This window comes from Leptospira brenneri (genome assembly GCF_002812125.1).
Classification (GTDB): domain Bacteria; phylum Spirochaetota; class Leptospiria; order Leptospirales; family Leptospiraceae; genus Leptospira_A; species Leptospira_A brenneri.
Genome location: NZ_NPDQ01000009.1, coordinates 77,066 through 101,140, shown reverse-complemented (window position 1 = coordinate 101,140; position 24,075 = coordinate 77,066). Strand labels below are relative to the sequence as shown.

Genomic DNA, 24,075 nt, shown 5'->3' with positions numbered 1-24,075 from the left:
ACGAATTTCGATTCTGCATCCGATAGGAAATATTGTTTTTAAGTTCCGATGGTGGAGGAAAGGAAACTACCGTATCCTTTTTCTTTTCCTAAGGCGGCAACTGGTTTACCTTGGTCGATTGCTAGTTTTCCGTTGATATAAACTTGTTTAACAGTATCATCATTACGGCGAACCCAACGTTTAAAATCTTCCATAAACGGCATTGGTGCTTCTACGTCTTTGGCAAGTGAGTCGTCAAGTTTGGTTGGATCAATCAAAACTAAATCGGCTCTTTTCCCTTCCCGAATGTAACCTGCATCAATCCCAAACCAATCTCCGATTTCTCCTGTTAAACGGTGAACGGCTTTTTCCATACTCATAAATGGTTTTTTTTCTAGTTCTGCATCTCTTACTAGTTTTAACATTCGAAGTGGAAAATTATAATGTGCCATCCCTCGTAAGTGAGCACCCGCATCCGAAAATCCAATTAAGATGTCGGGATAAGATACAATCTTTTGCAACGGTTCTTTTCTATGATTTGCCATGACCGTATACCAACGAACTTTGTTTCCATGTTCAGCTACCAAATCTAAAAACGCGGTAACCGAATGGACACCTTTTTCTTTGGCAACCTCATCGATTGATTTCCCGATGAGTGATTTGTCGGGGGCATCTACAATTTTTGTTTCTTTGAAGTTTCGGTGAAAGACTCGTGGCAAAAACCAATTGGTCCATTGGCGTTTGAACCAAGACCTATAGGTTGGATCTTTCATAAGTTGTTTTCTTTCTAATTCGTCTTCGATATGATTTGCTTTGGCACCGGCTGCGAATTCTTCAAATACAACCACATCCATTCCATCGGCATACAAATCAAATGGTTCTGGCAGTGCTTGGAACTTAAAATCCGATCGAAAGATTGTATTTGTGATTCTACCAACCACGTTTAAAAGTTTATACAAACCCGGATCAAATTTCACATCCATCAGTGATATTACTGTTGTTTTCAGAGGTTTGCGAAAAATACCGAATGCTTCTTTTAAAAACATTAATACATTGATCTTTGTAGAAACATTGGGAACCCCTTGAAAGACTTTCCCCCTTTTTCTTAATGTTTTATTCAAATATTCGTATTCACTCCAATTTGCGTAAGTAGAAGGAAGGGGTCTTGATCTAAATCTAGATCCATCCATTTTATCCCAAACTAGAGTATTGATGGATAAACCCATAAAACCTGCATCCAGAGCTTCCTCCAGATGGTGATTCATTTTTTCTAACTCTTGTTTGGTGGGTTTTTCTCCTTTGGTTAAGGAACGTTCGAGTCCCATCACATGAGCACGGATAGCAGAGTGGCCAGCAAAAGAAGTCACATTGGGGCCAAGTGGCATAGCATTCAAATGACTTTTGTATTCAGAGGCAGAGTTCCAATTTTTTTTACTTTCGAGAATTGATAAAACATTCTTTCTGGGAATGGCTTCCACGCGACTAAACATATCAGCAAGGTCAGTCGGATCTCCCACTGCTAAACTTAAAGAACAACTTCCAAGAGAAATGGTTGTCACCCCATGGCGCACAGACTCCGAAAGATCGGGTGCCATTTCAATCTCTGCATCATAATGTGTGTGAAAATCGATAAATCCTGGAGTCAACCAAAGGCCTTTGGCATCGACAACCGTTTCTCCCGGGTTCGGAGTTAATTCTGTTTTAGAGATGGATTGAATGATTCCGTCTTTGATTCTTACATCACCGATAAAAGATGCCTTTGTGCTTCCGTCAAAAATTCTTGCCTGTTTGATGAGTGTGTCTGCCATAATACCTCTGAAAAAAGGAAACTAAATTATGGCAGATTGACAATCTTTTGTCAATGATTCGCTAAGAATTGCTCTAAAGATTCTCTGGACGAAATGGCCCCCTTGTTCAGGGGGATAGAGCAAAACCTCTTGCCAAATCCACTAACTCTGCTTCGGTGATTTCTCGGTTATTTTCATTTGAGGAAATGGTTTTGGCGATTTCAAACAATCGGTGGATTTCTTCTCCAGGAACCACAATCCCTCGTTTTTCCAATAAAAACTGAATGGCCCTATGCCCTGATTGGTTGGTAAACGATATTGTTTCCGCGTCCTTTCTTCCCACAAACTCTGGAGAAAAAGTTCGGTAAGCACCTTTGGATTGTTTGATGGTCTTTGCCACTCCATCTTGGTGGATCCCTGATCTATGAGAAAAGATATCTTCGCCAATGATGGGAGTTTTTTCTCCAATAGGAATCCCTGTCATCTCGGCAATTCGTTTGGCTGTGGGATAAATTCTTTCAAAGTTGATTCCTAAATTTTCGCCATTTTGGTGTAAGGCGATCACAGTTTCATACAAATTAGTATTTCCTGCTCTTTCTCCCAAACCATTAAGAGCCACTTCGATTTGTTCAGCGCCGACATACGCACATTCTACGGATGTTGCCGTAGCCATCCCCAAATCATTGTGAGTGTGAACCGAAACTTTGGCTCTATCACCAATAAAGTCTTTCATCTCTTTTACCATATTCACAAATACCATCGGTCTGTATCTTTCGACAGTGTTCGGTAAGTTGATGATATTGGCACCGGCTTCTATGGCCGCAAGAAAGGCCTCTTTGGTGAAAGCAAAGTTTTCAATGGCATCACCAAAATGTTCACCGGAAAATTGAATTTCTACATCTTTTCCTACGATGGAGCGTGCAAAAGAAACCGCTTTTTTGATCTTTTGGACGACTTCGGATTCTGAAATTTTCAAAACATGGCGGATGGAAAAATCACTTACAGGATACACTATGTGCATTCTGGGTTTGTTTGCATATTGAATGGCTTCCCAAGTTTTTGCGATCTCTGTTTCGTTGGCGCGGGAAAGTCCAGCGATCGGGATTCCTACCGGAGCTCTTCTTGCTAAGGTTTTGCTTGCGATAAATTCTGTTTCGTTAGAAGAAGGAAAGCCTACTTCAATCCCATCGACACGTAACTCGGTAAGTAAGTCGAAGACTTCGATTTTTTCTTCTAAGGTCCAGGGTTTACGTAATGCTTGGTTTCCGTCCCTTAAGGTAACGTCTTGGATTTTGATTTGTTTTGGTTTCATGGTTCCTCCGAATCCGCTGCCACAACCACCGGGAGGACCAAAAATAAAAAAGCCCACTTCCCGGTCGGGAGTGGGCTTTGTCACACAGCACTGTCTCCCTCGATCTATACTAGTTCGAGGAGGAGGAGCAACTTAATGTTAGCAGATAATTTCATGGTTAACTTTTAGACGATCTTACCTGTGAGTTCCTGTCAATTTTTTTTAAGAAAGACTCGGGAAATTTGAACGAGGAAAACAAGAGTTCCAAATCCAATCGGGATGAGAAGGGTAAAGGAAAGTTTGAATCCGAGTCCAAAAGCCACTGTGGTGAAAATGCTTGCGAGAAAGAATGTGGAAAACACAGATCCTGATACTGGTAAATCGGCCTTTCCCCGAGCCAAAAAGAAAACGGCAATCGAAGGACCAAGGGTATAAGAAAAGATGGTGAGACCCATTTCCAAAAGTCCCTTTTCCCATGTTTGGATGAGAAAATAAGGAATGAGACTCGAAACAAAAAGAGTGAATCCAAAAAAGAGAGAAAGTGCTTTGGGGGAAAACCATTTGTCCATTTCCCAATCCCGAGCCCAGGTCAATGAAAGAGAGTTGATGGTAGAGCTGAGTGTGGACATGGCACTGGCAAGGATGGCCGCTACAAGGATCCCAAGTAAGGGAGAAGGAACTTCATTGACGATGAACTGGCTAAAGACTTTGTCGGGAGCCATGGTTTGGCCCTCATAAAAAAGATAAAGAAGGGAACCGATGAAAAGAAAAAGAACAAATTGAAAGAAAACAACAATTCCACTTCCAATCAATATCTTTTGACCGGAAACTAAGTTTTTTGTTGCAATGACTCGTTGAACAAGCATTAGGTCTGTTCCATGTGATCCAATGGAGATAAAGGCACCCCCTATGAGAGCAAATAAAATAAAGTAACTATTATCTCCTTCTGGGAGATAATCAAAAACGAATAAATTTATTTTTCCTAAAGTTTTGAGTTCTGCAAATCCGGTTGTAAATGGAATGTCAAGTTTGTAGATTAAAAGTCCGAGAGCAAAAATTCCACCGAAGACATAAATAAACCACTGGAGTACATCGGTAAATACAATGGCACGAAATCCTCCCACTACAGAATAGATGATAGTAACAATGCTCAGAGTGGTGAGTGCAATCATTCCTAATACTTCTGGTGAAAACTCAAGTCCCATTCTTTCTAATAAAAAGGCGATGGGAAGAGAACTAATGTACAATCTGATTCCATCTCCAAGAAGTCTGGAGATCGTAAATACAAAAGAAATTGTTTTTTGTGGGGATTTGCCAAACCGGTTTCCCACATATTCATACACAGAAATTGTATTCCCTGAAAAATACGATGGTAAGAGATACAAGGCAACGATAGTTCTTCCAATCACATAACCAAAAGCAATTTCAAGAAACCTATAATCTCCTTTGAAAGATAAAGAGGGGATACTTAAAAAAGTTAAACTCGAAGTTTCTGTTGCCACCAAGGACAGGAGAAGGAAACCCCAATGGATTTCTTTTTTTGCAAGGTAGAAGTCTTCTTCTTTTTGATTGTTCTTTGCGAAGTGAAATCCAAAATAAAAAACGAGGATAAAGTAAGAGATAAGAACGAATAAATCCCAGATCATAAATTTCCTTTACGCGATGATATTCAAATTTGGATATTTCAAAAGGAGGCGGAGTAAATCCGATCTTGTGATCATCCCAATAGGATGATTATCGTCATTTACAACAGGAATACATCCAATTCTTTCTTCTAAAAGCACTTGTGTGACTCCTCGAATTTCTGCTCCTGGTGAACCGGCTAACACGCGCTTTGTCATGATATCGGAAATAGGCCAATCCCGCTCGTAGGACTTACTTTTTTCTAAGATGTCTCGATCAGAGACAAAACCAACAAGAATTCCTTTTTCATTGGTGATGGGGAGATGACGGATCCTTTTTTCTAACATAAAATCCAAACAGTTGGAGATGGTTTCCGTGGATGGCAACGTTAAGACCGGGGTCGACATGATTTCATGGAGAAAATAGACCGTTTTTTCCGTTTGTCCTGCGGATTCCTTGTAAACGTCCCCAGGAGGACGGTGTAAAAAGGAAGTCTGGTGGGAAAGAGAACTTCCTTCTCCCTCGCCGGAGATGGGCGCATTCTTCCCTCCCGGATGGATTTTATGCACGCGATCTGCGTAAGAAGTCGGTGGATTAGGGGAAATCCTCCCATCATGGATCCAAAAGAACATAATTATGCCCTACCTTTCTGAAAAGTTTGTCAAAAATAAGAAAAAACTTGCAAAAAACGAACAGTGGTTTTTTATCCAACCTACATTTCTGGAAAGATTCCAAACACGAAAGGTAAATCTATGATCCAAAACTACGAAAACCTCTATCAGGCACTCGCCCACGTCGCAGAAACTCTCCCAAACAAAGTTTCCTTTCGGAAACGAAGTTCTGCTCATGAATTTCCTGGAATCAGTTTTGGAGATTTGAAGCAGTTTGTCGACCACTTGACTTTGGGTTTGATTGATCTTGGCGTAGAAGTGGGAGACCGGATTGGTTTTTTCTGTGATGCCACAGTGAATTGGCTCCGCACAGATATAGCCATCCTTACCTCGGGAGCTGTTGTTGTCCCCAGAGGAACGGACATCGTTCGAGAAGAAATTCTTTATATTCTCAATCATTCAGAAGCCAAATACCTCGTGGTTCAAAAACCTAAGGATAAAAAACGCATCGATGATCTGTTAGGTGATCTTCCTCATTTAAAACAAATTTTAATTTTAGAAACTGACCAAGGGGAATTGTATACGGGTGAAAATTCTATTGCAGGTGTTGTCAGTAGAGGAAAAGAGAGATGGAGTAAAGACGGCAAACAAAGTTTAAATGCAAGGATCGAAGAAACTGATCCTGATGCATTAGCCACTTTGATTTATACTTCAGGAACTACCGGAAATCCCAAAGGTGTGATGCTTTCGCAAAAAGGTTGGATCACCGCTATTCAAAATACCATCTCTAGATTGGATATGAATTCGAGTGACAATGCGGTGAGTTTACTCCCTCCTTGGCATGCCTTTGAGAGAGCGATCGAATATGCCACCATCTTTCTTGGGATTGATTTTTTAGTTTCGAACATGTCTTCTTTAAAGGATGATCTTCGAGACTTTCGACCCACTATTTTTCCTTCTGTTCCTAGAATTTGGGAATCAGTTTATAATGGAATCATTGCCAAGGTTGCCAAAGAAGGTGGGTTTAAAGAAAAGTTATTTCATTTCTTTTTGAAACTAGGAGCCACGTGGGCCCATTACTATGCCATGTGTTTTGGATTTGAATTTGAAATCAAAAAACCAAATTTCTTTGTTTCTTTTTCAAAGAGAACCTATGCCTTCATTATTTTGGTATTTTTATCTCCCCTAAAACTCCTAAGCACTCAAATTTTTTCTGCAATTCATAAGGCGTTAGGTGGTAGAATCAGAATTTGTATTTCTGCAGGTTCTGCTCTCCCGAGTGTAGTGGATGGATTTCTATCTGCAATTGGACTTAAAGTTTTAGAAGGTTATGGAATGACAGAAACTTCTGCGGTTGTTTCCATTCGTTCGAACACCAAACCAACAAAAGGAACTGTCGGAATTCCCATCGCTGGTTACCAAATTCGTTTGAAGGATGAAACGGGAAAACTTGTAACGGAAGTAGGGGCCAAAGGAACCCTTTGGATCAAATCCAAACAAATCTTAAAAGGTTATTATAAACGTCCAGAGCTCAACCAAGTTGTTTTTGATTCAGAAGGTTTTTTTGATACAGGAGATCTTATGATGATTTCTCATAGAAACGAACTTGTGTTTGCTGGTCGTTCGAAAGACACCATTGCTCTCATCGGTGGTGAAAACGTAGAACCCATTCCTATTGAAGATAAACTTCTAACCTCTCCTTTTATTGATCAAGTGATGGTTGTGGGTCATGATAAAAAAACTTTAGGCGCTCTCATCGTTCCCAATTTCGAAGCAGTCGAAACAAAAATTCCCGGAATTTCCAAGGAAAAAGCGGGGGAGTGGAATTCGCTTCCAAAAGTTCGAGAATTATACCGCTCAGAAATCTCACGAATTATCTCACGCGAAAACGGATTCAAAGGATTTGAAATGGTTCCAGCTAACAATTTTTATGTGGTTCCGCGACCCTTTGATCCCGATGTCGAAATGACACGAACTTTGAAAATGAAGCGAAATGTCATTTCGGATGTATTTTCAAAACAAATTGAAGGAATTTACCAATGATACACCCAAAACTGAATCCCTATTTGAATGAGGAGGAAAGAAGTTTTTACAATACCGTTTTCCAATTTTCAGAAGATAAAGTATTTCCATCTGCGGAAGAACGAGATGAAAAAGAAATTTGGTCAGACGAATTATGGAAGGAGTTTAGTAAGGCGGGGCTTACCGGGCTTACCATTCCATCTGAATATGGTGGGGAAGGAGCGAGTTGTTTACAATGTTCCATCGCAACAGATGCTTTTGCTTCTGGAAGTTTGGATGGAGGAATGGGTTTATCTTGGGTTGCTCATTTGGTGATTGGAACCATGCCTATTATTTTCCAAGGAACCAAAGAACAAAAATCAAAATACCTTCCAAAACTTTCATCAGGAGAATGGATGGCAGGGTTTGCTTTAACAGAACCTGCTTCAGGGTCTGATGCCGCTTCTCTTCTCACAAAGGCTGAAGAAGTGGAAGGTGGATGGAAATTAAACGGAACGAAAATGTATATCACCAATGGTCCCGTCGGACAGGTGTTTATCGTGATGGCAAGGACTTCTGAAAAAGGAAGAGGACCAATGGGGATCTCTGCCTTTATTGTAGAAAATCATACACCTGGATTTAAGGTAAGTAAAGTTTTAAAAAAACTAGGACATCATACTTCTATGACCGCAGAACTTGTGTTTGAAGATATGGTCATTCCTAAGGAAAATTTACTCGGACCAATCAATACGGGTTTTATGCGAATTGGTAAAGAGACTTTAGAATGGGAAAGAACTGTGTTTGTGGCAGGCCTTGCTGGGGCAATGGAATTTTGTTTTCGTAAAGGCCTACGTTATGCCAATGAAAGAATTCAATTCGGAAAACCAATTTCAAATTTTTATGGAATGCGTGATATTTTAGTTCGTAACTGGGTTTACATCCAAGCGGCAAGAAGACTTATCTATTGGGTTGCAGAAAGAAAAGATAAAGGAATTTCTTCTCCATTGGAAAGTAGTTTAGGAAAACTGATCTCTTCTGAAATTGCAGAAGATGTCGCTAAGGATGCGGTTCAATTATTCGGTGGATATGGGTATATGAAAGAATACTCGGTGGAACGATTTTACAGAGATGTAAAACTGGGAACGATTGGTGGGGGGACCAGCGAAATCCAACGTTCCATCATTTCCTCTTTGTATCCAGGGAAAGAAAAGTTTCAAAGTGAATTTTCGAAGATTTCCTCTGCATCTAGTTTGGCTGATCAGATTCAAAACGTACTTTTTGATATGATCCTTTCTATGGACGCCGAACCAAATCGAAAAAAACATCAGTCCGTTGAATTTGCCTTTGCAGACATTTTGTCCATATTTGTGATCCTTTCATTGTCTGAAATTGACACTCATAAATCTTCAGAATACTATACTTTAGATGAAAAATTGATGGATCGAAAGTTACTTTCGTATTATCTTGTGGGGAAATATCTTATGTCCTTCAGTCGACTTTCAAATTATGTTCCCGCACAACTGGAAAGGTTGTGGAATTACTATTCCCAATTGGGTAAATCAATTGAGGAAACTGTACATTTGCGTTTCGGGTCACTACAGGATCTTCTATAGCCAATGAAAGCTGCTAGCCGAATCGCATTTTTTTATTTGTTATTCGGCTACATCTGGATTTATTTTTCGGACTATACAATCTCTCTTCTCTTTGATTCAAGTGAGGAAATTCGTAAATTCCAAAGCCTGAAAGGTTGGGGATTTGTTACTATCTCTGCCGTGATTATCTTTGTATTACTTGTTAGGGAATTACAAAGGCAAAGGCGAGTTCTTTTTGAAAAAGTAGAATCTGATCAACTTTTTAAAGTGATTTTGGAGCGGATTGAAGATGCTGCTATCGTTTTCAATTTGGATACTTGGAAAATTGATTTCTTAAGTGAACAAGTTTCTCGTCTTTTTGATATTCCAACCAAAGAAATCATTAGTCATCCCGAACTATTGATGGAACGAGTTCATGAATCTGATAGAGATCGAATGACAAATATTTGGATGAACCAATTACGAGAGAACCATACCGGACTTTTATATCGGATTCGAAGGTTGGATGGCCAGATCAAATGGGCATTGGAACATAGACTTTTCATTCCGGCTAGAGATGGCAGTGCGAACAAAGCAGTTGCCATCATCACTGATATGACGAGTTATATGGAAAACCAATCCAAACTAGAACGGTCTTTAAAAGAAAATGAAACATTACTTACGGAAGTTCACCATAGGGTCAAAAATAATTTAGCGGTAGTTATTTCTTTTTTACAATTGCAAGTGTACTCTTCTCCCCGGGAAACAGCAGATATTTTAGAACAAAGTATCGTAAGAATCAAAGCAATTGCTCTTGTTCATGAAAAGTTATATAGTAGCAAAAATTTATCTGGCCTTAGTTCTGTAGACTACATCACGAGCCTTGTTGAAAATATCAAACTAATGTACATGCGGACCGATATCAGTATAGAACTTGATATCCAAAAATTAGAGTTTAATATTGTCGATGCAATTCCTATGGGACTGATGATCACTGAAATGCTGACGAATAGTTTTCGACATGCCTTTTCTAAAGGTAAACCGGATGCACTCATTAAAATAGACTTTATTGTTACTGATCAATTTAATTATGAATTAAAATACAGAGACAATGGAATTGGTTTCCCTCCCGATTTTAATTATAGAAAAGCAGAATCAATCGGTTTATCTGTTATTTTTTCGTTATGCAGTCAGATGAACGGCCGTGAGGTGGAATGTTCTTCAAAACCAGGTGAAGGTATTTTTTATCATTTTGCCTTTTCACCAAAAAAAGTAATTCCTAAGGAAAATTCGAATGTATCAAAAGGGTAAAAGTTTTTCAGAAATTCAAATTGGAGATTCCGCGTCCTTTACTAAAACCATTTCTGAAACCGATGTGTATTTATTTGCAGGGATTAGCGGTGATTTTAATCCATTACATGTAGATGAAGAGTATGCAAAAACAACAAACTTTGGAACAAGGATTGCACACGGGGGGCTTGCTGCATCATTACTCGCTCCAGTTCTCGGGATGAAGTTACCTGGCCTCGGGACCGTTGCACTAGAAACCACAACCAAATTTCGAAAACCAGTTTATTTTGGAGATACAATCACTTGTCTCGTGGAAGTTGTAGAAAAGGTAGAACGTTTGAAAGCGATAAAAATGAAAATTGTTTGGATCAATCAAAAATCGGAAGTGGTAAGTAAAGGGGAAACTCTTGTCATTCCTCCCGGTTGAGAAATTGGCCGACAAGTCCAATTTCATCTTCTACATATTCACGAATTTCTTCTAGTTCGTCTTCATCTAGAATTTCTTCTAAAATTTCTTCCCCTGACTCGTCTTGTCCAATCCGCATGACAATGTAACCAGGAACATCAGAATCAGGATCGTCCATTTCTACATTCACAAATTGGAACTCTTGTTCTGTGGAAGGGATAAAAACCAGGTAATCATTTCCCATTTGTGAAAAGGAATAAAACACTTCCCATTGGTAATTGTTTCCCTTTTCATCCACAAGATCGATTTCTTCAGTGACTCGACTAGGAAGAAAATCGTCTGCTTGGAATCCTAAATCCTTCATATCCATTAGGAAAAGAACTCCTTCTCAAAAGGGAGGCTGTGTTTTTTTTTGAAATTACATTCTTTGCAAGCTGGAACTAAATTGGCTTTGACTGATTTTCCTCCTCGGATAAGTGGTATTAGGTGGTCCATGGTCAATTCTTCCACTTTGAATTTTTTGCCACAGTAATGGCAGATTCCGGAAGAACGTTTGTTCTTCCACCAAGCACTGGTTTTTAGTTCTTTCGCCTTCCTTCTTTCCCGAGCAATTTCTTCATCGCTGATATCGGAAAAAAATGAATCGGAGGGAGTATCCGTCATAATTTAAAAAAATCTGTTTTTTTCCCTTCGTCAAGAAAAAGATGGAGGAATGGGAAGATTGGTTTACCTAGACAATTTACGATCCTTTGCACTTCTACTTGGGATTGTTTTTCATGCGGCCATTGTGTATGCTTCGGATATCAAATACGCGATTCAAGATGAGAATCGAAGTGATCTTCTTTCCTATTTCTGTTATTGGATCCATAGTTATCGGATGCCTATGTTTTATATGATTTCTGGTTTTTTTTCCGCTATGGTTTGGGAGAAAAAAGGTTCTCAGTTCTATTTGGAAGCAAGGTTTAAACGTGTACTCGTTCCTACCATTTTTGGCCTTATTTTTCTTGCTCCCATCCAGTATTATCTTACGGAACGAATCAGAAGTCCTAAGATAGAAATCCTTTCTTTTCTAGAATATTTTTTTTCAAAAGAAAATTTCCAACACTCACATATTTGGTTTCTAGTGGACTTATTTTGTTTTAGTTTACTTTACAGTTTGATCCCTAAATCTTTTTTCAAGGCAAAGTTTTGGGAAAAGATACCAGAAGGTTTTTATAAGCAATTATTTCTTGTTAGTTTTTGTTTCCTATTCGTTTTTCTCTCTCATACTCAAATAGGAAAAGGAGAATCTTATTACGGGATATTCAAACTCACCTTTGTATTTCAGTTCTCCTTTTTTATTTCGGGAGTATTTTGTTATCATTGGAGAACCATTCTTTTTGTGGATCAAAGTTCTAAAATGAAAGTTGGAGCCATTTTTCTTTGGGCTCTATTGGTTTATTTAGTTTTTAAAGATATGGAAATTGAAGATCCTCTTTGGATCTACTTTCAGTATGTAAATGTTTGGATCAGAGCATCCCATATCTTTTTATGGGTTTTATCTCCTTTTTTATGGACTAACTTTCTTGTTTTTGTTTTTCAATCTTTTGGAAACAAAGACGGGAAACTCGGATCTTATCTGATTGAAGCAAGTCTTCCGATTTATTTGGTCCACCATCCTATTTCTTTGGTCTATGCATTTTGGGTGAGAAATTTGGGCTGGGGAATTTGGACTAAATTCTTATTACATATCTTGGTTGTTTTAGTTCTGAGTTTCTTTCTATATGAGTTTTTAATCCGAAAGATAAAACCTCTTAGGTTTCTCTTCGGATTAAAAAGTACATAATTTAGGTTCTGCTCACTGCTTGGATGGCAGAAGCCACTGCAGAGTCCATACTTCCTGTATGAAATGCTAAGTGTTCGCCAGCAAAGAAGACCCTTTCAAACGGTTCTGCCCAAACATCTTTGATTCCAAAGCTACCAGGAGGAAAGAGAGAAACAAATCCTGCTCGTCCCGTTGTTTTTTGGAAACTATGAAAGATAAAAGGGGAATCAAGTAATAATTCCAATTCACCCACTTCTTCCAAGGAAGATGTCATTAGATTTTTTTTCTGACGATCACTTCCTTTTTCAAAAAGGGTTGCTCTATCTCCTGTGCTAATTGAAGTAACTGCTGTTACGTTTACTCCAATAGCTCCTTCCGAAACATACAAAGTCTCTGCGGCCGTATTGGTTGAAAGAAAGAACTTAGATAAAGAATCCTTAGATTTTACCAAACTCAAATTTTTAGAAATTTTTCCTGTTTGCATACGAAGAGCAGAATAAATCAAATCCTTTGGTAGTCCCGGAGTCCATTTGATATCCAGAACTGCGGCTGCTGGGAGAGAACAAACAATCAAACTTCCTTTGATGGATCTACCAGAAGTCAATTCAACAGAAACTTGGTTTTTTTGTTGAGAGACTTTGGTTACGGCATCACCTAAAATGATTTCCTGATTTCTCAGTGAACCTGCGAGTTCTTTGATGATTCGTTCTGCACCCCCGCTCACTTGGAATTTTGGTTTTAGGGCGGATTGTAATGCCGATAGATCATCTAACACGGATTCGCTGGAAATTTGGTTTAGGTCAGCACCTAGAATCACTCGGTAGAGGTCGTTCATTGAACGAATTTCTTCTTCGGTCAAACCTTGGTAACGAGCATAAGACGAGAAATTGATTTTATCTAATCCTTGCTTTTGAGATGTACCCAAGGATTTATGAAGTTCAATGACTTTGTCCAAGGTCTCAATGGAGGCCGGGGATATTTTTAACAAATCGGCACTGGATTTCTGAAGGGAGAACCTGTCTGTTACGTTTGATGAGATCAAGTCAAGGTTCAATTGTTTGACAAGACTTTTGATATCAGATTGTCCCTCTCCAATCCATTCGCCACCTAAATCTTGTAAGATTCCAAGTGTAGGATTTTCGTAAGTGGCAATCCGACCACCTAATTTCTCACCTCTTTCGATCACAGTGACTTCATAACCTGTTTGTTTTAAGAGGTAAGCAGAGTAGAGTCCAGAGAGACCTCCACCAAGGACGATTGCTTTTTTTCCACCGCTAGACTTCGGTTTGGTTTCCGCAGTCGTTATTGTTGTGGTTTGTCCGAATGATTTTTGGGGAAGGATGAGTCCAGTCCCGATGGTAACAGCGCTCAGCTTTTGTAGGAAACGTTTTCGATTCATAGAACTTTCCCCTATTTTAACATTGGAAACAAAAAAGGCTAGAAAAATTAGAAAAATACAATCTAGTAACTTTGTCTTTTTAAGCGAATTGGGAGATTTCTAACTTTGTCTTTCCACCAAATAAAATATTATTTAGTCAGCATCTTTCTGTTTTTACCAGGAATTTTGTTTTCGGAACCGGTCATCCAGCTTTCTCCTCATCTCTCAGGAAAGGCCATTTGGCAGGACGTTCTCGTTCTGGAAGACAAAGACGAGTCCCTTACGGAATCAATCATCACGAGTGGTGCCAGTGATTCTAGGTTTCAAAAAATTTCCTCACCTAATCTGGGTTTTTCTAAATCAACGTTTTGGATCCGTATGCAGGTCCAAAACCCATCAGAAGAATTGGTTCGTTGGAATTTGGTTTTCGATTTCCCACTTCTGGATGAAATCCAAATTTATGGAAAGAACCTTCCCAAAACTCTTGTTCCTACTTTAGGTGATTCCCATCCTTTTTCCGAACGAAATTTGGATTATCGAAATCCGGTATTTCCTTTAGAGTCGGCACCTGGTTCTAATTTTGTGTATTATTTACGGATTCGATCAGAATCTACTATTCCCTTGACACTTGGCATTTGGACCGAACGTGAGTTTTACGACCAATTGAACAAAGAACAGATCATCTTTGGATTGTTTTACGGGATTTTATTTGTAATGGTTGCGTATAATTTTTTCATTTATATCTTCACGTACGAAAAAAGTTATCTCTTCTATTTATTTTTTATTAGTTCAATTTTCTTTTTCCATTTGATCAATAACGGTTTTGCTTTTCAGTATCTTTGGCCAGAAGCTGTTTTTTGGGGAAATTATTCTCTTCCTTTTTTCATTTGTTTTTCTTGTATCACGGGGATTCTTTTTACAGATAATTATCTGAGTTTAAAAAAACATTTACCCAAAATTTCAAAATTGATGTGGGTATGGGTGGGGATTCTTTTTTTATTTTCGGGAATTACTTTTTTCTTAAGTTACCGTGTTGCAATGGTTACTGCCATTTTTCTGACTGTCCCTTCCGCTCTCATCATGGTTTTTAGTGGAGCCACCACTTATTTAATGAATGTTCGGACGGCTCGGTATTTTTTAATTTCCTGGTCTTTTTTTCTTTTAGGTGTTCTGTTGTATTCTTTAAAGAGCCTTGGTTTTTTACCGGACAATCATATCACTCGTTGGACCATCCAAATAGGAACTGCTTTACAAACGGTTTTGTTATCTTTAGGTTTAGCTGATCGTATTAACTTTCTCACTCGTAGTTTGAGAGAAAATCTTCGTGAACTTTCTCACGCAAAATTAAAAATCGAAGAATCAGAGAAGAGATTCCGAGAAATTTTTCAGGGTTCTGATGAAGTTATATTGATGATGAATGAAAATTTTGAAGTCATCAATGCAAATCGAGCATTGTCAAAACATATGGGTTATCGTTTGGATGATTTACGAGGTAAAAAAATCACAGATTTACTATATATGGGTCGAGAACAAAATTCAGATTATAATGTTATGTATGTAAATGACAAGTTAACTGATTTAAAAATGACCGGTTCAATCATTAATTTTAAAACAGAGTTTGGACAAAAATATGTAAAAGAACCAAAAGAGATGTATTGTAGGTTACAATACATTGACTTCGACGAAACAAGAGAGGTTCTCGTCACGATGTCTTCTCAATACGAAGATACAATTATTCAACTCATTGAATCTGAAAAAATAGAACTGTCTATGAATAATTACCTGCGAAATGCTGAATTAGTTTCTCAAAAAATTACCTCACAACTTGCAAAATATCTTTCTAATATCGAACAAACGGAAGTTAGATCCTCCGTTCGCGAAATTGTGATCAATGCAGTGGAGCACGGAAACTTAAACATTAGTTTTGAAGAAAAATCCAAAGCTTTAATTGATGGGAACTATTTAGAGTTTTTACAAAAAAGGCAAGAAGATCCGCGTTATCGTGAAAAACGAGTCAAAATCGAATATTCTTTTACTAGAGAATATGTTGCTTATCGAATCACCGATGAAGGTCGCGGATTTGATCATAAAAAACATATGGAAAAATCCATCGAAGAAATGAATGAGGCCCATGTGCAACATGGACGTGGAATTCTTATGACAAAATCTGTTTTTGATCGGATCGAATACAATGACCGAGGAAATCAAGTTAGTTTGATTAAATTTTTAAATAAAGACTAATTACGAAGCCAATCTAAAACCCACCACTCATTCCATTCTTTGGAGTAGAGGAGTTTTCCTGGAAGATGGCTTTGTAATAAGCTGAGGAACTGGTCTTTTTTTTCTGTGATGATTCCAGAAAAAATAATCCGAGGAGCTTCAATTTTTGCCAGGTTACGAATGTTTTGTGATAAAACAGCATAAGTAATATTGGCAATGGCTAGATCATATTTTTTATCAGATAATTTTGGGTTGTCGATTCCGGATTCTTCTACACTAAATTGAAATCCCTTTGGATATTCATTTTCTGTCCAGTTGGACCAAGCAGCTTTCACCGCATTGGGATCTATGTCCAAAGCAAAAATTTTAGAAACTCCAAACTTCGCAAGGCCGATGGATAAAATTCCAGAACCTGTACCTACATCACAAGCAGAGGAAAATTGAAACTCTCCCTTCCCATAAAGTTCATCTAAATATTCTAATATGAGTTTGGTGGTTTCATGGTGGCCTGTACCAAATGCCACTCCAGGGTTGATAAAAAGTGGAATCCCATCATTCGGTTTCCAAAGTTTGATGGTTTCAGGTTCATTTTTTTCCCAAGTAGGGATCACCCAAAGTTTTTTACCAATGGGAAATGGTTTATAATATTCTTTATATGCTTCCTCATAATCACGGGTTTCGATATTTCTCGATTCCGCATTAGAATTGTTTGGTGCATGAATTTTGAGAAAAATAAGAATTTTTAATTCCTTATTTATTTCATCAGTTTGTAAGTAGATACGTATGTTTGTATTGTCGCGAATGAGGCCTTGTTCTTTTTCTTTGGGAGCTTCTCCGTCGAAAAGAATTTCATAATAACCAGCACATTGCAGAGAATCCAACAGTTCGTAAAAACTGTCGGATAGTTCTTTTGGTAGATTGACTTTGAGTTCTCTATATTCCAATCTTAACCTATTTCGTCCGTATAATCCATAACAAGATACATGAGTGTTTCTTGGTCTGTTGGGTTGGAATATTCGTGCGAAACATCTGCTTTAAAAAATACCGAATCTTTCGGTTCTAGTTCGACAACTTTTTCACCTACACGTAACCTTAGTTTGCCGGAGACTACAACCAGGTTTTCAGTAGTTCCTGTTTTGTGTGGTTCTGCAACTTCGAGTCCACCGGGTTTTAGTATAAGTTCATAAAATTCTGTTTTACGGTTTCCGAGAAATGGGAAAAGGGCGCGACTTGCAAAAACCTTAGAATTGGAATACAGAACTTTAGAGTTCTCAGACTTTAGAACATGGATTCCATCTTGGTTCTTTTCTTTTAAAAGTTCTGAAAAAGGAACATTGAGTCCGTTTGCAATTTTCCACAAAACAGAAATTGTGGGAACAGACTTCCCTTGTTCGATCTGCGATAACATCGCACGGCTCACACCACATCGGTTTGCGAGTTTGTCCAAAGAAAAACCTTTTGTATGGCGGATGAGTTTCAGGTTTTCTTTGACGACATCTGTTATATAATCGCCAGATTCTGAAATCAATTGGTCTATTCCGTCACTCGGTTGCTCTACTTTACTTACCATTGTCCAAGCGTCCAATATAACAGAGGTACTGTCAAGAAACTATCGCTTCGTCCTTTCTTTTTTCTCTTCAATCACAAAGACGGGAGGGAGTTTCAGGCCTTGGGGAAACTTCTTTTGGATCTCTTTTGCGGTTCCGCGAAAACTTGTTTCATTTGCCATGGAAATTCCCAAGGCTAGAAAAATCTGTCGATCCCCCGGTAAGATTTTGGCCAAGGTTTCTAGGCAATGTTTGGCCCGGTATGGTGTTTCATAAAAAGCAATGGTGATCCCGAGACCGATGTATTGTTTCAGAGTTCGTTCTCTTTCTTTTTCCTCTCTCGGTAAAAATCCCAAAAAGAGAAAAGGGGAAGTGGCAAACCCAGAACTTGTAAGGGCAGCAATGAGAGCAGTCGGCCCAGGTGCGGAGCGAACATCCACTCCCATCTCCCAAGCCAGAGGGACAAGCCATTTGCCTGGATCTTCTAACCCCGGGCTTCCCGAATCAGAAATGAGGCAGGTTCTTTTGGTCGTCGCCAGTTTCATTCCGATCTCATCCATTTCCTTTCGGGAAGTGTGTTCGTTGAGAAGATCAAAGGGTTTTGTGATTCCCAATCTTTTTAATAGAGTCGAAGTGGTTCTCTGTTCTTCCCCAAGGATCCAATCAGCTTCCTCTAACAAGGTTTTGGTGCGAGGAGGGATGTCCTCGTCATTTCCTATGGAATTGGATACTAAATAAAGTCGGTTCATGCGAGTACTGGGGGAAAGGTAAAATAGGGTTGGACGTAAATCCCTTTGGCGGCACAAGCAGCAGCAAACTCTGGATTGTCACGGTTGATTCCTACGGCCATTTGTTTCGCACGGCAAAGCATAGGGTAGTCATTAAAAGAATCTCCAAAAACAAGATCTGGATCGACCCCAATTCTTTCTTCGATGGCTTTTACTTTTCCTTCACCGTAAGTATAAGGTTCAATTAACTGATGAGAAAATTTCCCATCTCCACCTAATTCTTGTCTCATGCCAATGACATTGGATTCTTTGACAGGGAAAAGATGGGCAACAGCAGCGATTCCAGGTTCAGGAGATGCTGTGACAATGTAAACTGTCCAACGGTGGTGGTATAAATAAGCGATCAGGTCTTTCATTTCTACCTGCGGAAACACACCGGAATCTCGGTCAGGAACACTGACTCTTTCCCATGCCTTTCTTGAAACTTCGAAGTATTCGTTTTTGTTCATTCCTTGAAAAATGAAACTTGTCCATCGGTATCCAATTTCAATTCCGTATTCTTTCAATTGGTAAGTGTATTCTTCCCAGACCAATCGTTCTTTTTCTGTAGGATTTAGTTTGGAATGGTCTTTCCAGGTTTCTTTATCGCGAAAAAAATCAGAGAGATCTTTTTTTACATAAACAAGTCCATCATGGAGAAGTTCTTCCATGATTTTCTCTCCAAAGTCATTACGGATGAGGGTGTTATCGAAATCAAAACAGGCGATGCCTGGTGCTTTTGGTATGATGGTGGTCAGACGGTCGAAAATTTCGTCCGTCCAACTGTTCTTTGTCAGGTTAGTCACTAATACTTAGTCTGCAAATCCAACGATGCTTGTGGCAACTCCTTCTTCGTAGGGAGTGAGAAAGTTTTCTGGATTGAGATACACATTATGGAATCGGACTTCAAAATGGACATGGGGTCCAGTGGACTTTCCAGTATTGCCAGAGAAGGCAATGATTTGTCCTTTGCGAACCACATCACCTGGTTTTACCAGTAACTCTTGGTTGTGTCCATAAACCGTATGGAAATGGTTCATGTCATGGTGGTAGATTTTGACTGCAAGACCGTAGTCACCACTCCGACCTGATTCTTCGACCACTCCGTCAGCGGCAGCAAGGACAATGGAATTTTTAGGGATGGCAATGTCGAGACCTGTATGCCAGGTATTCCATCGCCTTCCGATCCGAGAAGAAATTCTAGATTTGTGATTGGGGAGGACAGGCCAAATGAATTGGTCGATCGGTGACTCTACCGTTTCACGGAAGAGTTCCTTTTCTTGGAGTCCTCGCATGTATTCGGCGGAGTAGGGGAAAAAAATGGGGCGTTTTAGGCGTCCTAAATCCGACTCCTTCAGTTGGTTGATCTCCATCACTTCTTGGGCGAGGATTCCAAACTCAGAGGCTTTCTCAAGAAGGCTTTTTTTCTCTGCAGTTAGATCTACCCAGAGACCCCACTGCTCGTTATAACGTTGGAAGACGTGGTTGTCCAAAAAAACAGGACCATTTTTTTGCTTTTGGTAGGCCGCATAGGCTGAATAGGTCACAACAAAGAGGATTAGGACCAGAACGATATAGTAACTTCGGTTTCGCTTCATCTCATTTCACCTAAAAAACAGGGTGCAATGCCAAACTCTCACGGACCCCCTTCCGGTCAAGGGTAACGGCCTGGTGAATCCGCCCTAATCATGGCATTTATGTGACATAACACAAAGCGTTGTTTTCCAGTCATCTGTTTTTCGAAACTAGAACTGATTAGAGATCGGCGTTCAGGAGCTTGGCTTAGAGATTCCTACCAGAAAGATTCTGGTAGGAGAGGTAATAGCGGATGGTTTTTAGGAAATAAAACTCAGGCGGCCTGGGCTTTTTGCCCGTTGGTTCTGTACAAGTAGATTCCGGCGACTAGGAGACAGACAATCCCAATCACATAGTAAGCCCAACGCACATCAAAGTAAGCAATCACAAGAAAACCGAAGAGAAGTCTTGTGATTTCCATTGCTCCCGCCCAAGACTTTCCTTCAATCAGCGCATTGATCGCCACTAGAGAGAGTGTGACCCAAAGGGTTACGAGGACTTGGGAAATAAAAGAGAACTTTGCTACAAAGAGTAGGAAGGCAAAGGACAAAAGAAGGACGAGAACAAACCAAGTTGTCGTGTAGGTTCTGACCTCTGGTTGGGGTTTCGGGTCATACTTATGGAAAGATTCCGGGCTCACTTCTGGAATCGGCAAAAACCCTGCTGGATTTTTTCCTTCTCTCGGATACCAACCCGGAGGTTTGAAAAATACCTTAATTTTGTCCAAGAAATATGGGGCAGTCGCGGCTTGTTTGATTAGTTCCCAATAATAATGGATATTCGCATAGACCGGATTGAAACTACGGAGAGGTTTCACCGTTCCATACACACAAGGTTCTGTTTCTTCTTGGAAAGTTCCAAACATACGATCAAAGATGATAAAGATTCCCCCATGGTTTTTATCGATATAGATGGGGTTAATCGCGTGGTGGACTCGGTGGTGGGAAGGGGTAGAAAATAAATACTCTCCAATCTTTCCAATTTTGCCTACGGCTTTTGTATGCACCCAGAATTGGTAGATGAGGTTGATCTGTCCACTGGCCAGGTACATCCAAGGATGGAATCCGATGAGAGCCAAAGGAACATAGAAGATCCAAGAAACAATCCCACCAAGACCGGTTTGTCGGAGTGCCACTACCAAATTGTATTCTTCGCTATGGTGGTGGATGACATGTCCCGCCCAGAGGATGTTCACTTCATGGGCCAACCGGTGAGACCAGTAATAACAAAAATCTTGGCCTACAATGCAAAGTATCCAAGCCCAAGGGTTTGTGAGGGCAAATTCAAAAAAACGAAAATGTTCGTAGATATAAAAATAAGCAAAAAGACCGATTCCTTTTTGGAAGAGCCCCCAGATCTGGGAAATGATTCCCGTGCTTAAGTCAGCAATAGAATCGTTCAATCGGTAGAGGGCTTTGTTTTTGCGATACCCGATATAAACTTCAATCCCGATGAGGAGGAAAAAAGCGGGGATGGCATACGTAACTATGGGCGGAGGTGTAAAGTTCTCGAACATGGCGGAACAATTTTGACATCATTTTGACAAATGGTCAAGTAAATGTTGACCCAGGGTCAGAAATTGTTCACGGTTCAATTCTTCGGGTCTGGAAGTGGGAGGGATTCCGGCCGATTGGATGGCTTTGCCTAGGGCGTCACGAAAGGTTTCGTCTTCGGAAAATGGTGACTCCCGGAGGCTGACTTGGATTTGTTTTCGTTTTCCCCAAAACAAAGTGCGAAGCATTCGGGACCAGAGTTCGACTTCTCTGTCCGTTGTGAGTCTCCATACTTTCCCTGTTTCTTTTTTGGGTGTCAAAAGGATGAGGGCGGAGTGAATTTTAGGGATAGGGAAAAAACAGTTTTTATGAACGGTTTTTAGATATTTTACATCACAAAAGGCGGAAAGAAAAACAGAAAGGGAAGAGGTCTCTTTGACGAGACGTTCGGCAAATTCCTTTTGTACCATAAAAATTCCACCCTGGAAATTTCGGCAATGGATGATGAGCGTGTTTATGATTTCTGTTGTTAGGTGGTAAGGTAAATTTCCGAATACGAAGATATTTTCATTATAAATATGAAAAAGATTCTCTAAAGCATCTCCTTCCAGCAACAATGCCTTTGGAAACTTCGGTAAAATTTCCTCTTTGGCCAGTTGGATGTAAGCGTGATCAATTTCAAAAAGAAAAGTTTTTTGATCCAAACTAAGAATGGGATAGGTGAGAGTGCCGAGTCCGATTCCAATTTCAGCCAAGACAGTAGATTTGTCCGTTAACAACGGTTCTACTGATTTGACAATAAAGTTGACTATGTTTTGGTCGATGAGAAAGTTTTGGCCAAATTTCTTTTGAGCCCGGATGCCTTTGGCCTCAAAGAAGGTTTGGATATTGGAGATGGTCGCGTAAGGGGATTTCAAAACTATCCTCAACGAGTATCATTTTCCAGGCAGTAGAAATCCCAAGTAGTTTTTGGTATTGGATCCATTCATTCGCTTCCTTTTTTTTCCAAGGAGGAAAGTCCAAAAGTAACACTCCTTTCCACCGAGGGGCAAATTTAGATTTGTCCGCAAGTTTTGTTTGTTTTAGAATCTGACTGACATGTTTCGGATCCCCATCAAATCGTAGGATGGAAAAATCTGGACTGATATTGGCACCTAGAATCTCGGAACCTTGGGGTTGGATCGGTAGTTGAAAATTTTTCATCCAATCAAGATCCTGGCCGTTCTGATACCAGAAAATATCCGTTAGGTTGTGTTTTCGAATTTGGGAGAGAACTCCCTGCAAACAGGATTCTGATTCAAAAGAAATTTTTTTTGGTGGGAGAAGGCCCCTTAAAGGTTCTAGATTTTTTTTGGAATCACAAGTTCCAAAAATATATAAATGGTCTTTTATGCGAATGGAAAGATTTCCTTTTCCCCGTTTTGTCATAAGACCTGGAATTTTGGCCTCTGGGTAAAAAAAGGAAAAGGTTAAAAATAAACTAGGAAGGAAATAAATACAAATTCGAAAGATGGGTTTTTGCAAGAAGGGAAGTTTCGAAAACATTAGGAATGAAATGATGATTAGGATTGAAAGGATACAAAGTTCTGTGGGAGGTTTTGCCCAAGTTTGGTAACCTCTACCGAATTCTGTTAGTGTATAAAATATTTTTAGAAAAATCGATAGTTCAAAGGAAGCAGGAATCCAAATCCAAGAAGATAAAGTTTCTGCTAAAAACCCGGGAACAAGACTTTGTAGAAAAAAACTAAGGTAAAGGGTTGGCAAAAGAATTCCTGCCATAGGAACTAAAAAAAAATTAATCCCAATCCCTCCAAATGAAAAAGACGAAAAGTAATAAACGAGTATAGGAAAACTACAAATAGAACAAGCAATTGTTAGGTTTAAATTTTCTTTTAGGATTGATTTGGATTCTGGGAAAATTTGTTTGTCAAACCTTGGTTTTAGAAAAAAAATTCCAAACACTGCCCCGAAGGATAATAGAAACCCAATACTTAAAAAATCGTAAAATAAAAAAAACGCAATACAGGCGGAAGCGATTACAAGTAAATCTGCTGGCCCAATCTTTCGATAAAACAAAGAAGCTGTGAGAGATAAAAAAACAAAAAGGTAAGCACGTAAAAACGAAACTGGAAAATCAAGAGCGGCCAAATAAAGAAATCCAAGGCCCAGAGAAACCAAAAGAGAAATCCATTTTCGTTTTGAAAAACAAAGGTTTCCTAAAAATTGTAGAGATCCCATAAAAATTCCCAGATGAAGTCCGGAAGCAGCAAATAAATGTAAGATTCCCGATTCTTTGGCAATGTCTTTGAAACTACCTGAAATTTCTTTTGTAGATCCCGTAACAAAACCCATGACGATTCTTGATTCAAACTTGGTAAACGGTGAATTCTTTAATTGGGTTTCTAAGTAGGAACGAAAGATGGGGTGAATGGTTCTTTGTCTGGGGCTTTGTTGGATGCTCGCGGCTACCAGAAAGAGAATGGATGCGAATAAATAAAGATAGATTCTTTTGTCGATTTGGTTTGAAAAAAACTTAGGAAGACTTGTGTAAAGAATGAAGAGGAAAAGAAAGAATAGAATTAAAAAAGAATGAAATCCTGGTATCTTTAACCCTAGTTTGAGAAAGAAACCAGTTCCACAAATTCCTAAACAGAACCAACCAAAATCAGATCTTGGGAGTATGGATATCTCCTGTTTCATACAGGAGGAGGTTAGAAAATGAAAAGTTTGGT

21 protein-coding genes are annotated in these 24,075 nt (G+C 39.3%); 6 read left to right on the top strand and 15 right to left on the bottom strand.

Translation table 11 applies throughout. The features are described from left to right. Window positions 1-38: 38 nt before the first annotated feature. The 4 genes from CH361_RS17350 to CH361_RS17335 form a co-directional block, all read right to left on the bottom strand. Complete coding sequence (locus tag CH361_RS17350) at window positions 39-1,787, bottom strand: N-acyl-D-amino-acid deacylase family protein (protein ID WP_100792082.1); 1,749 nt, start codon at window positions 1,785-1,787, stop codon at window positions 39-41. Between the two features lie 106 nt (window positions 1,788-1,893). Then, on the bottom strand, window positions 1,894-3,078 hold the full coding sequence (gene leuA2, locus CH361_RS17345; protein WP_100792115.1) for a 2-isopropylmalate synthase LeuA2: 1,185 nt from the start codon (window positions 3,076-3,078) through the stop codon (window positions 1,894-1,896). A gap of 191 nt (window positions 3,079-3,269) precedes the next feature. After that, entirely contained in the window at window positions 3,270-4,703 is a 1,434-nt protein-coding gene (locus CH361_RS17340; protein ID WP_100792081.1) for a sodium:solute symporter, read from the bottom strand. Window positions 4,704-4,712: 9 nt separating this feature from the next. Further along, on the bottom strand, window positions 4,713-5,312 hold the full coding sequence (locus CH361_RS17335) for a CBS domain-containing protein (protein WP_100792080.1): 600 nt from the start codon (window positions 5,310-5,312) through the stop codon (window positions 4,713-4,715). A gap of 120 nt (window positions 5,313-5,432) precedes the next feature. On the opposite strand from CH361_RS17335, the gene CH361_RS17330 reads away from it, so the two are divergent. From CH361_RS17330 to CH361_RS17315, 4 genes are read left to right on the top strand one after another with little or no spacing between them, the layout of a single operon-like run. Then, complete coding sequence (locus tag CH361_RS17330) at window positions 5,433-7,334, top strand: AMP-dependent synthetase/ligase (protein ID WP_100792079.1); 1,902 nt, start codon at window positions 5,433-5,435, stop codon at window positions 7,332-7,334. Next, window positions 7,331-8,905 (top strand): acyl-CoA dehydrogenase family protein, encoded by a 1,575-nt coding sequence (locus CH361_RS17325; protein ID WP_100792078.1) that lies wholly within the window; start codon window positions 7,331-7,333, stop codon window positions 8,903-8,905. Before CH361_RS17330 ends, CH361_RS17325 begins: the two co-directional genes overlap by 4 nt. A gap of 3 nt (window positions 8,906-8,908) precedes the next feature. After that, window positions 8,909-10,174: a sensor histidine kinase gene (locus CH361_RS17320; protein ID WP_100792077.1), complete on the top strand. Its 1,266-nt coding sequence runs from the start codon at window positions 8,909-8,911 to the stop codon at window positions 10,172-10,174. Further along, entirely contained in the window at window positions 10,158-10,580 is a 423-nt protein-coding gene (locus tag CH361_RS17315; RefSeq protein WP_100792076.1) for a MaoC family dehydratase, read from the top strand. The genes CH361_RS17320 and CH361_RS17315 overlap by 17 nt, the downstream gene beginning before the upstream one ends. Here CH361_RS17315 and CH361_RS17310 read toward each other — a convergent pair. Continuing rightward, on the bottom strand, window positions 10,564-10,929 hold the full coding sequence (locus CH361_RS17310) for a DUF1292 domain-containing protein (RefSeq protein WP_100792075.1): 366 nt from the start codon (window positions 10,927-10,929) through the stop codon (window positions 10,564-10,566). The two genes, CH361_RS17315 and CH361_RS17310, sit on opposite strands and share 17 nt — an antisense overlap. Then, window positions 10,929-11,222 (bottom strand): HNH endonuclease, encoded by a 294-nt coding sequence (locus CH361_RS17305; RefSeq protein ID WP_100792074.1) that lies wholly within the window; start codon window positions 11,220-11,222, stop codon window positions 10,929-10,931. Before CH361_RS17305 ends, CH361_RS17310 begins: the two co-directional genes overlap by 1 nt. A gap of 49 nt (window positions 11,223-11,271) precedes the next feature. Here CH361_RS17305 and CH361_RS17300 point away from each other — a divergent pair, with 49 nt between their 5' ends. Continuing rightward, the gene (locus CH361_RS17300) at window positions 11,272-12,384 is read left to right on the top strand and encodes an acyltransferase family protein (RefSeq protein WP_100792073.1); all 1,113 of its coding nucleotides are present in this window, start codon (window positions 11,272-11,274) and stop codon (window positions 12,382-12,384) included. A 1-nt stretch (window position 12,385) separates the two neighbouring features. Here CH361_RS17300 and CH361_RS17295 read toward each other — a convergent pair whose 3' ends face one another. Further along, the gene (locus tag CH361_RS17295; protein ID WP_100792072.1) at window positions 12,386-13,762 is read right to left on the bottom strand and encodes a flavin monoamine oxidase family protein; all 1,377 of its coding nucleotides are present in this window, start codon (window positions 13,760-13,762) and stop codon (window positions 12,386-12,388) included. Window positions 13,763-13,867: 105 nt separating this feature from the next. Here CH361_RS17295 and CH361_RS17290 point away from each other — a divergent pair, with 105 nt between their 5' ends. Then, window positions 13,868-15,982 carry a 7TM diverse intracellular signaling domain-containing protein gene (locus CH361_RS17290; protein ID WP_100792071.1) on the top strand — a complete coding sequence of 705 codons (2,115 nt, stop codon included), beginning with the start codon at window positions 13,868-13,870 and terminating at the stop codon, window positions 15,980-15,982. Here the strand turns inward: CH361_RS17290 and CH361_RS17285 are convergent. The 8 genes from CH361_RS17285 to CH361_RS17250 all read right to left on the bottom strand — a co-directional run bounded on the left by CH361_RS17285 (window position 15,979) and on the right by CH361_RS17250 (window position 24,043). Next, complete coding sequence (locus CH361_RS17285; protein WP_100792070.1) at window positions 15,979-16,905, bottom strand: 50S ribosomal protein L11 methyltransferase; 927 nt, start codon at window positions 16,903-16,905, stop codon at window positions 15,979-15,981. The genes CH361_RS17290 and CH361_RS17285 overlap by 4 nt on opposite strands. A gap of 2 nt (window positions 16,906-16,907) precedes the next feature. Beyond that, the gene (locus CH361_RS17280; RefSeq protein WP_100792114.1) at window positions 16,908-17,531 is read right to left on the bottom strand and encodes a helix-turn-helix domain-containing protein; all 624 of its coding nucleotides are present in this window, start codon (window positions 17,529-17,531) and stop codon (window positions 16,908-16,910) included. 39 nt (window positions 17,532-17,570) lie between these two features. After that, on the bottom strand, window positions 17,571-18,257 hold the full coding sequence (rsmI, locus tag CH361_RS17275; RefSeq protein ID WP_100792069.1) for a 16S rRNA (cytidine(1402)-2'-O)-methyltransferase: 687 nt from the start codon (window positions 18,255-18,257) through the stop codon (window positions 17,571-17,573). Beyond that, entirely contained in the window at window positions 18,254-19,081 is an 828-nt protein-coding gene (locus tag CH361_RS17270) for an HAD family hydrolase (RefSeq protein ID WP_100792068.1), read from the bottom strand. Before CH361_RS17270 ends, rsmI begins: the two co-directional genes overlap by 4 nt. 6 nt (window positions 19,082-19,087) lie before the next feature. After that, window positions 19,088-19,873: a M23 family metallopeptidase gene (locus tag CH361_RS17265; protein WP_100792067.1), complete on the bottom strand. Its 786-nt coding sequence runs from the start codon at window positions 19,871-19,873 to the stop codon at window positions 19,088-19,090. Between the two features lie 251 nt (window positions 19,874-20,124). Then, a complete protein-coding gene (locus CH361_RS17260; protein ID WP_100792066.1) occupies window positions 20,125-21,366 on the bottom strand; it encodes a sterol desaturase family protein in 1,242 nt (413 codons plus the stop codon). Window positions 21,367-21,384: 18 nt separating this feature from the next. Beyond that, complete coding sequence (gene rsmA / locus CH361_RS17255) at window positions 21,385-22,260, bottom strand: 16S rRNA (adenine(1518)-N(6)/adenine(1519)-N(6))-dimethyltransferase RsmA (protein ID WP_100792065.1); 876 nt, start codon at window positions 22,258-22,260, stop codon at window positions 21,385-21,387. Next, a complete protein-coding gene (locus CH361_RS17250) occupies window positions 22,214-24,043 on the bottom strand; it encodes a ComEC/Rec2 family competence protein (protein ID WP_100792064.1) in 1,830 nt (609 codons plus the stop codon). Before CH361_RS17250 ends, rsmA begins: the two co-directional genes overlap by 47 nt. Window positions 24,044-24,075 lie beyond the last annotated feature (32 nt).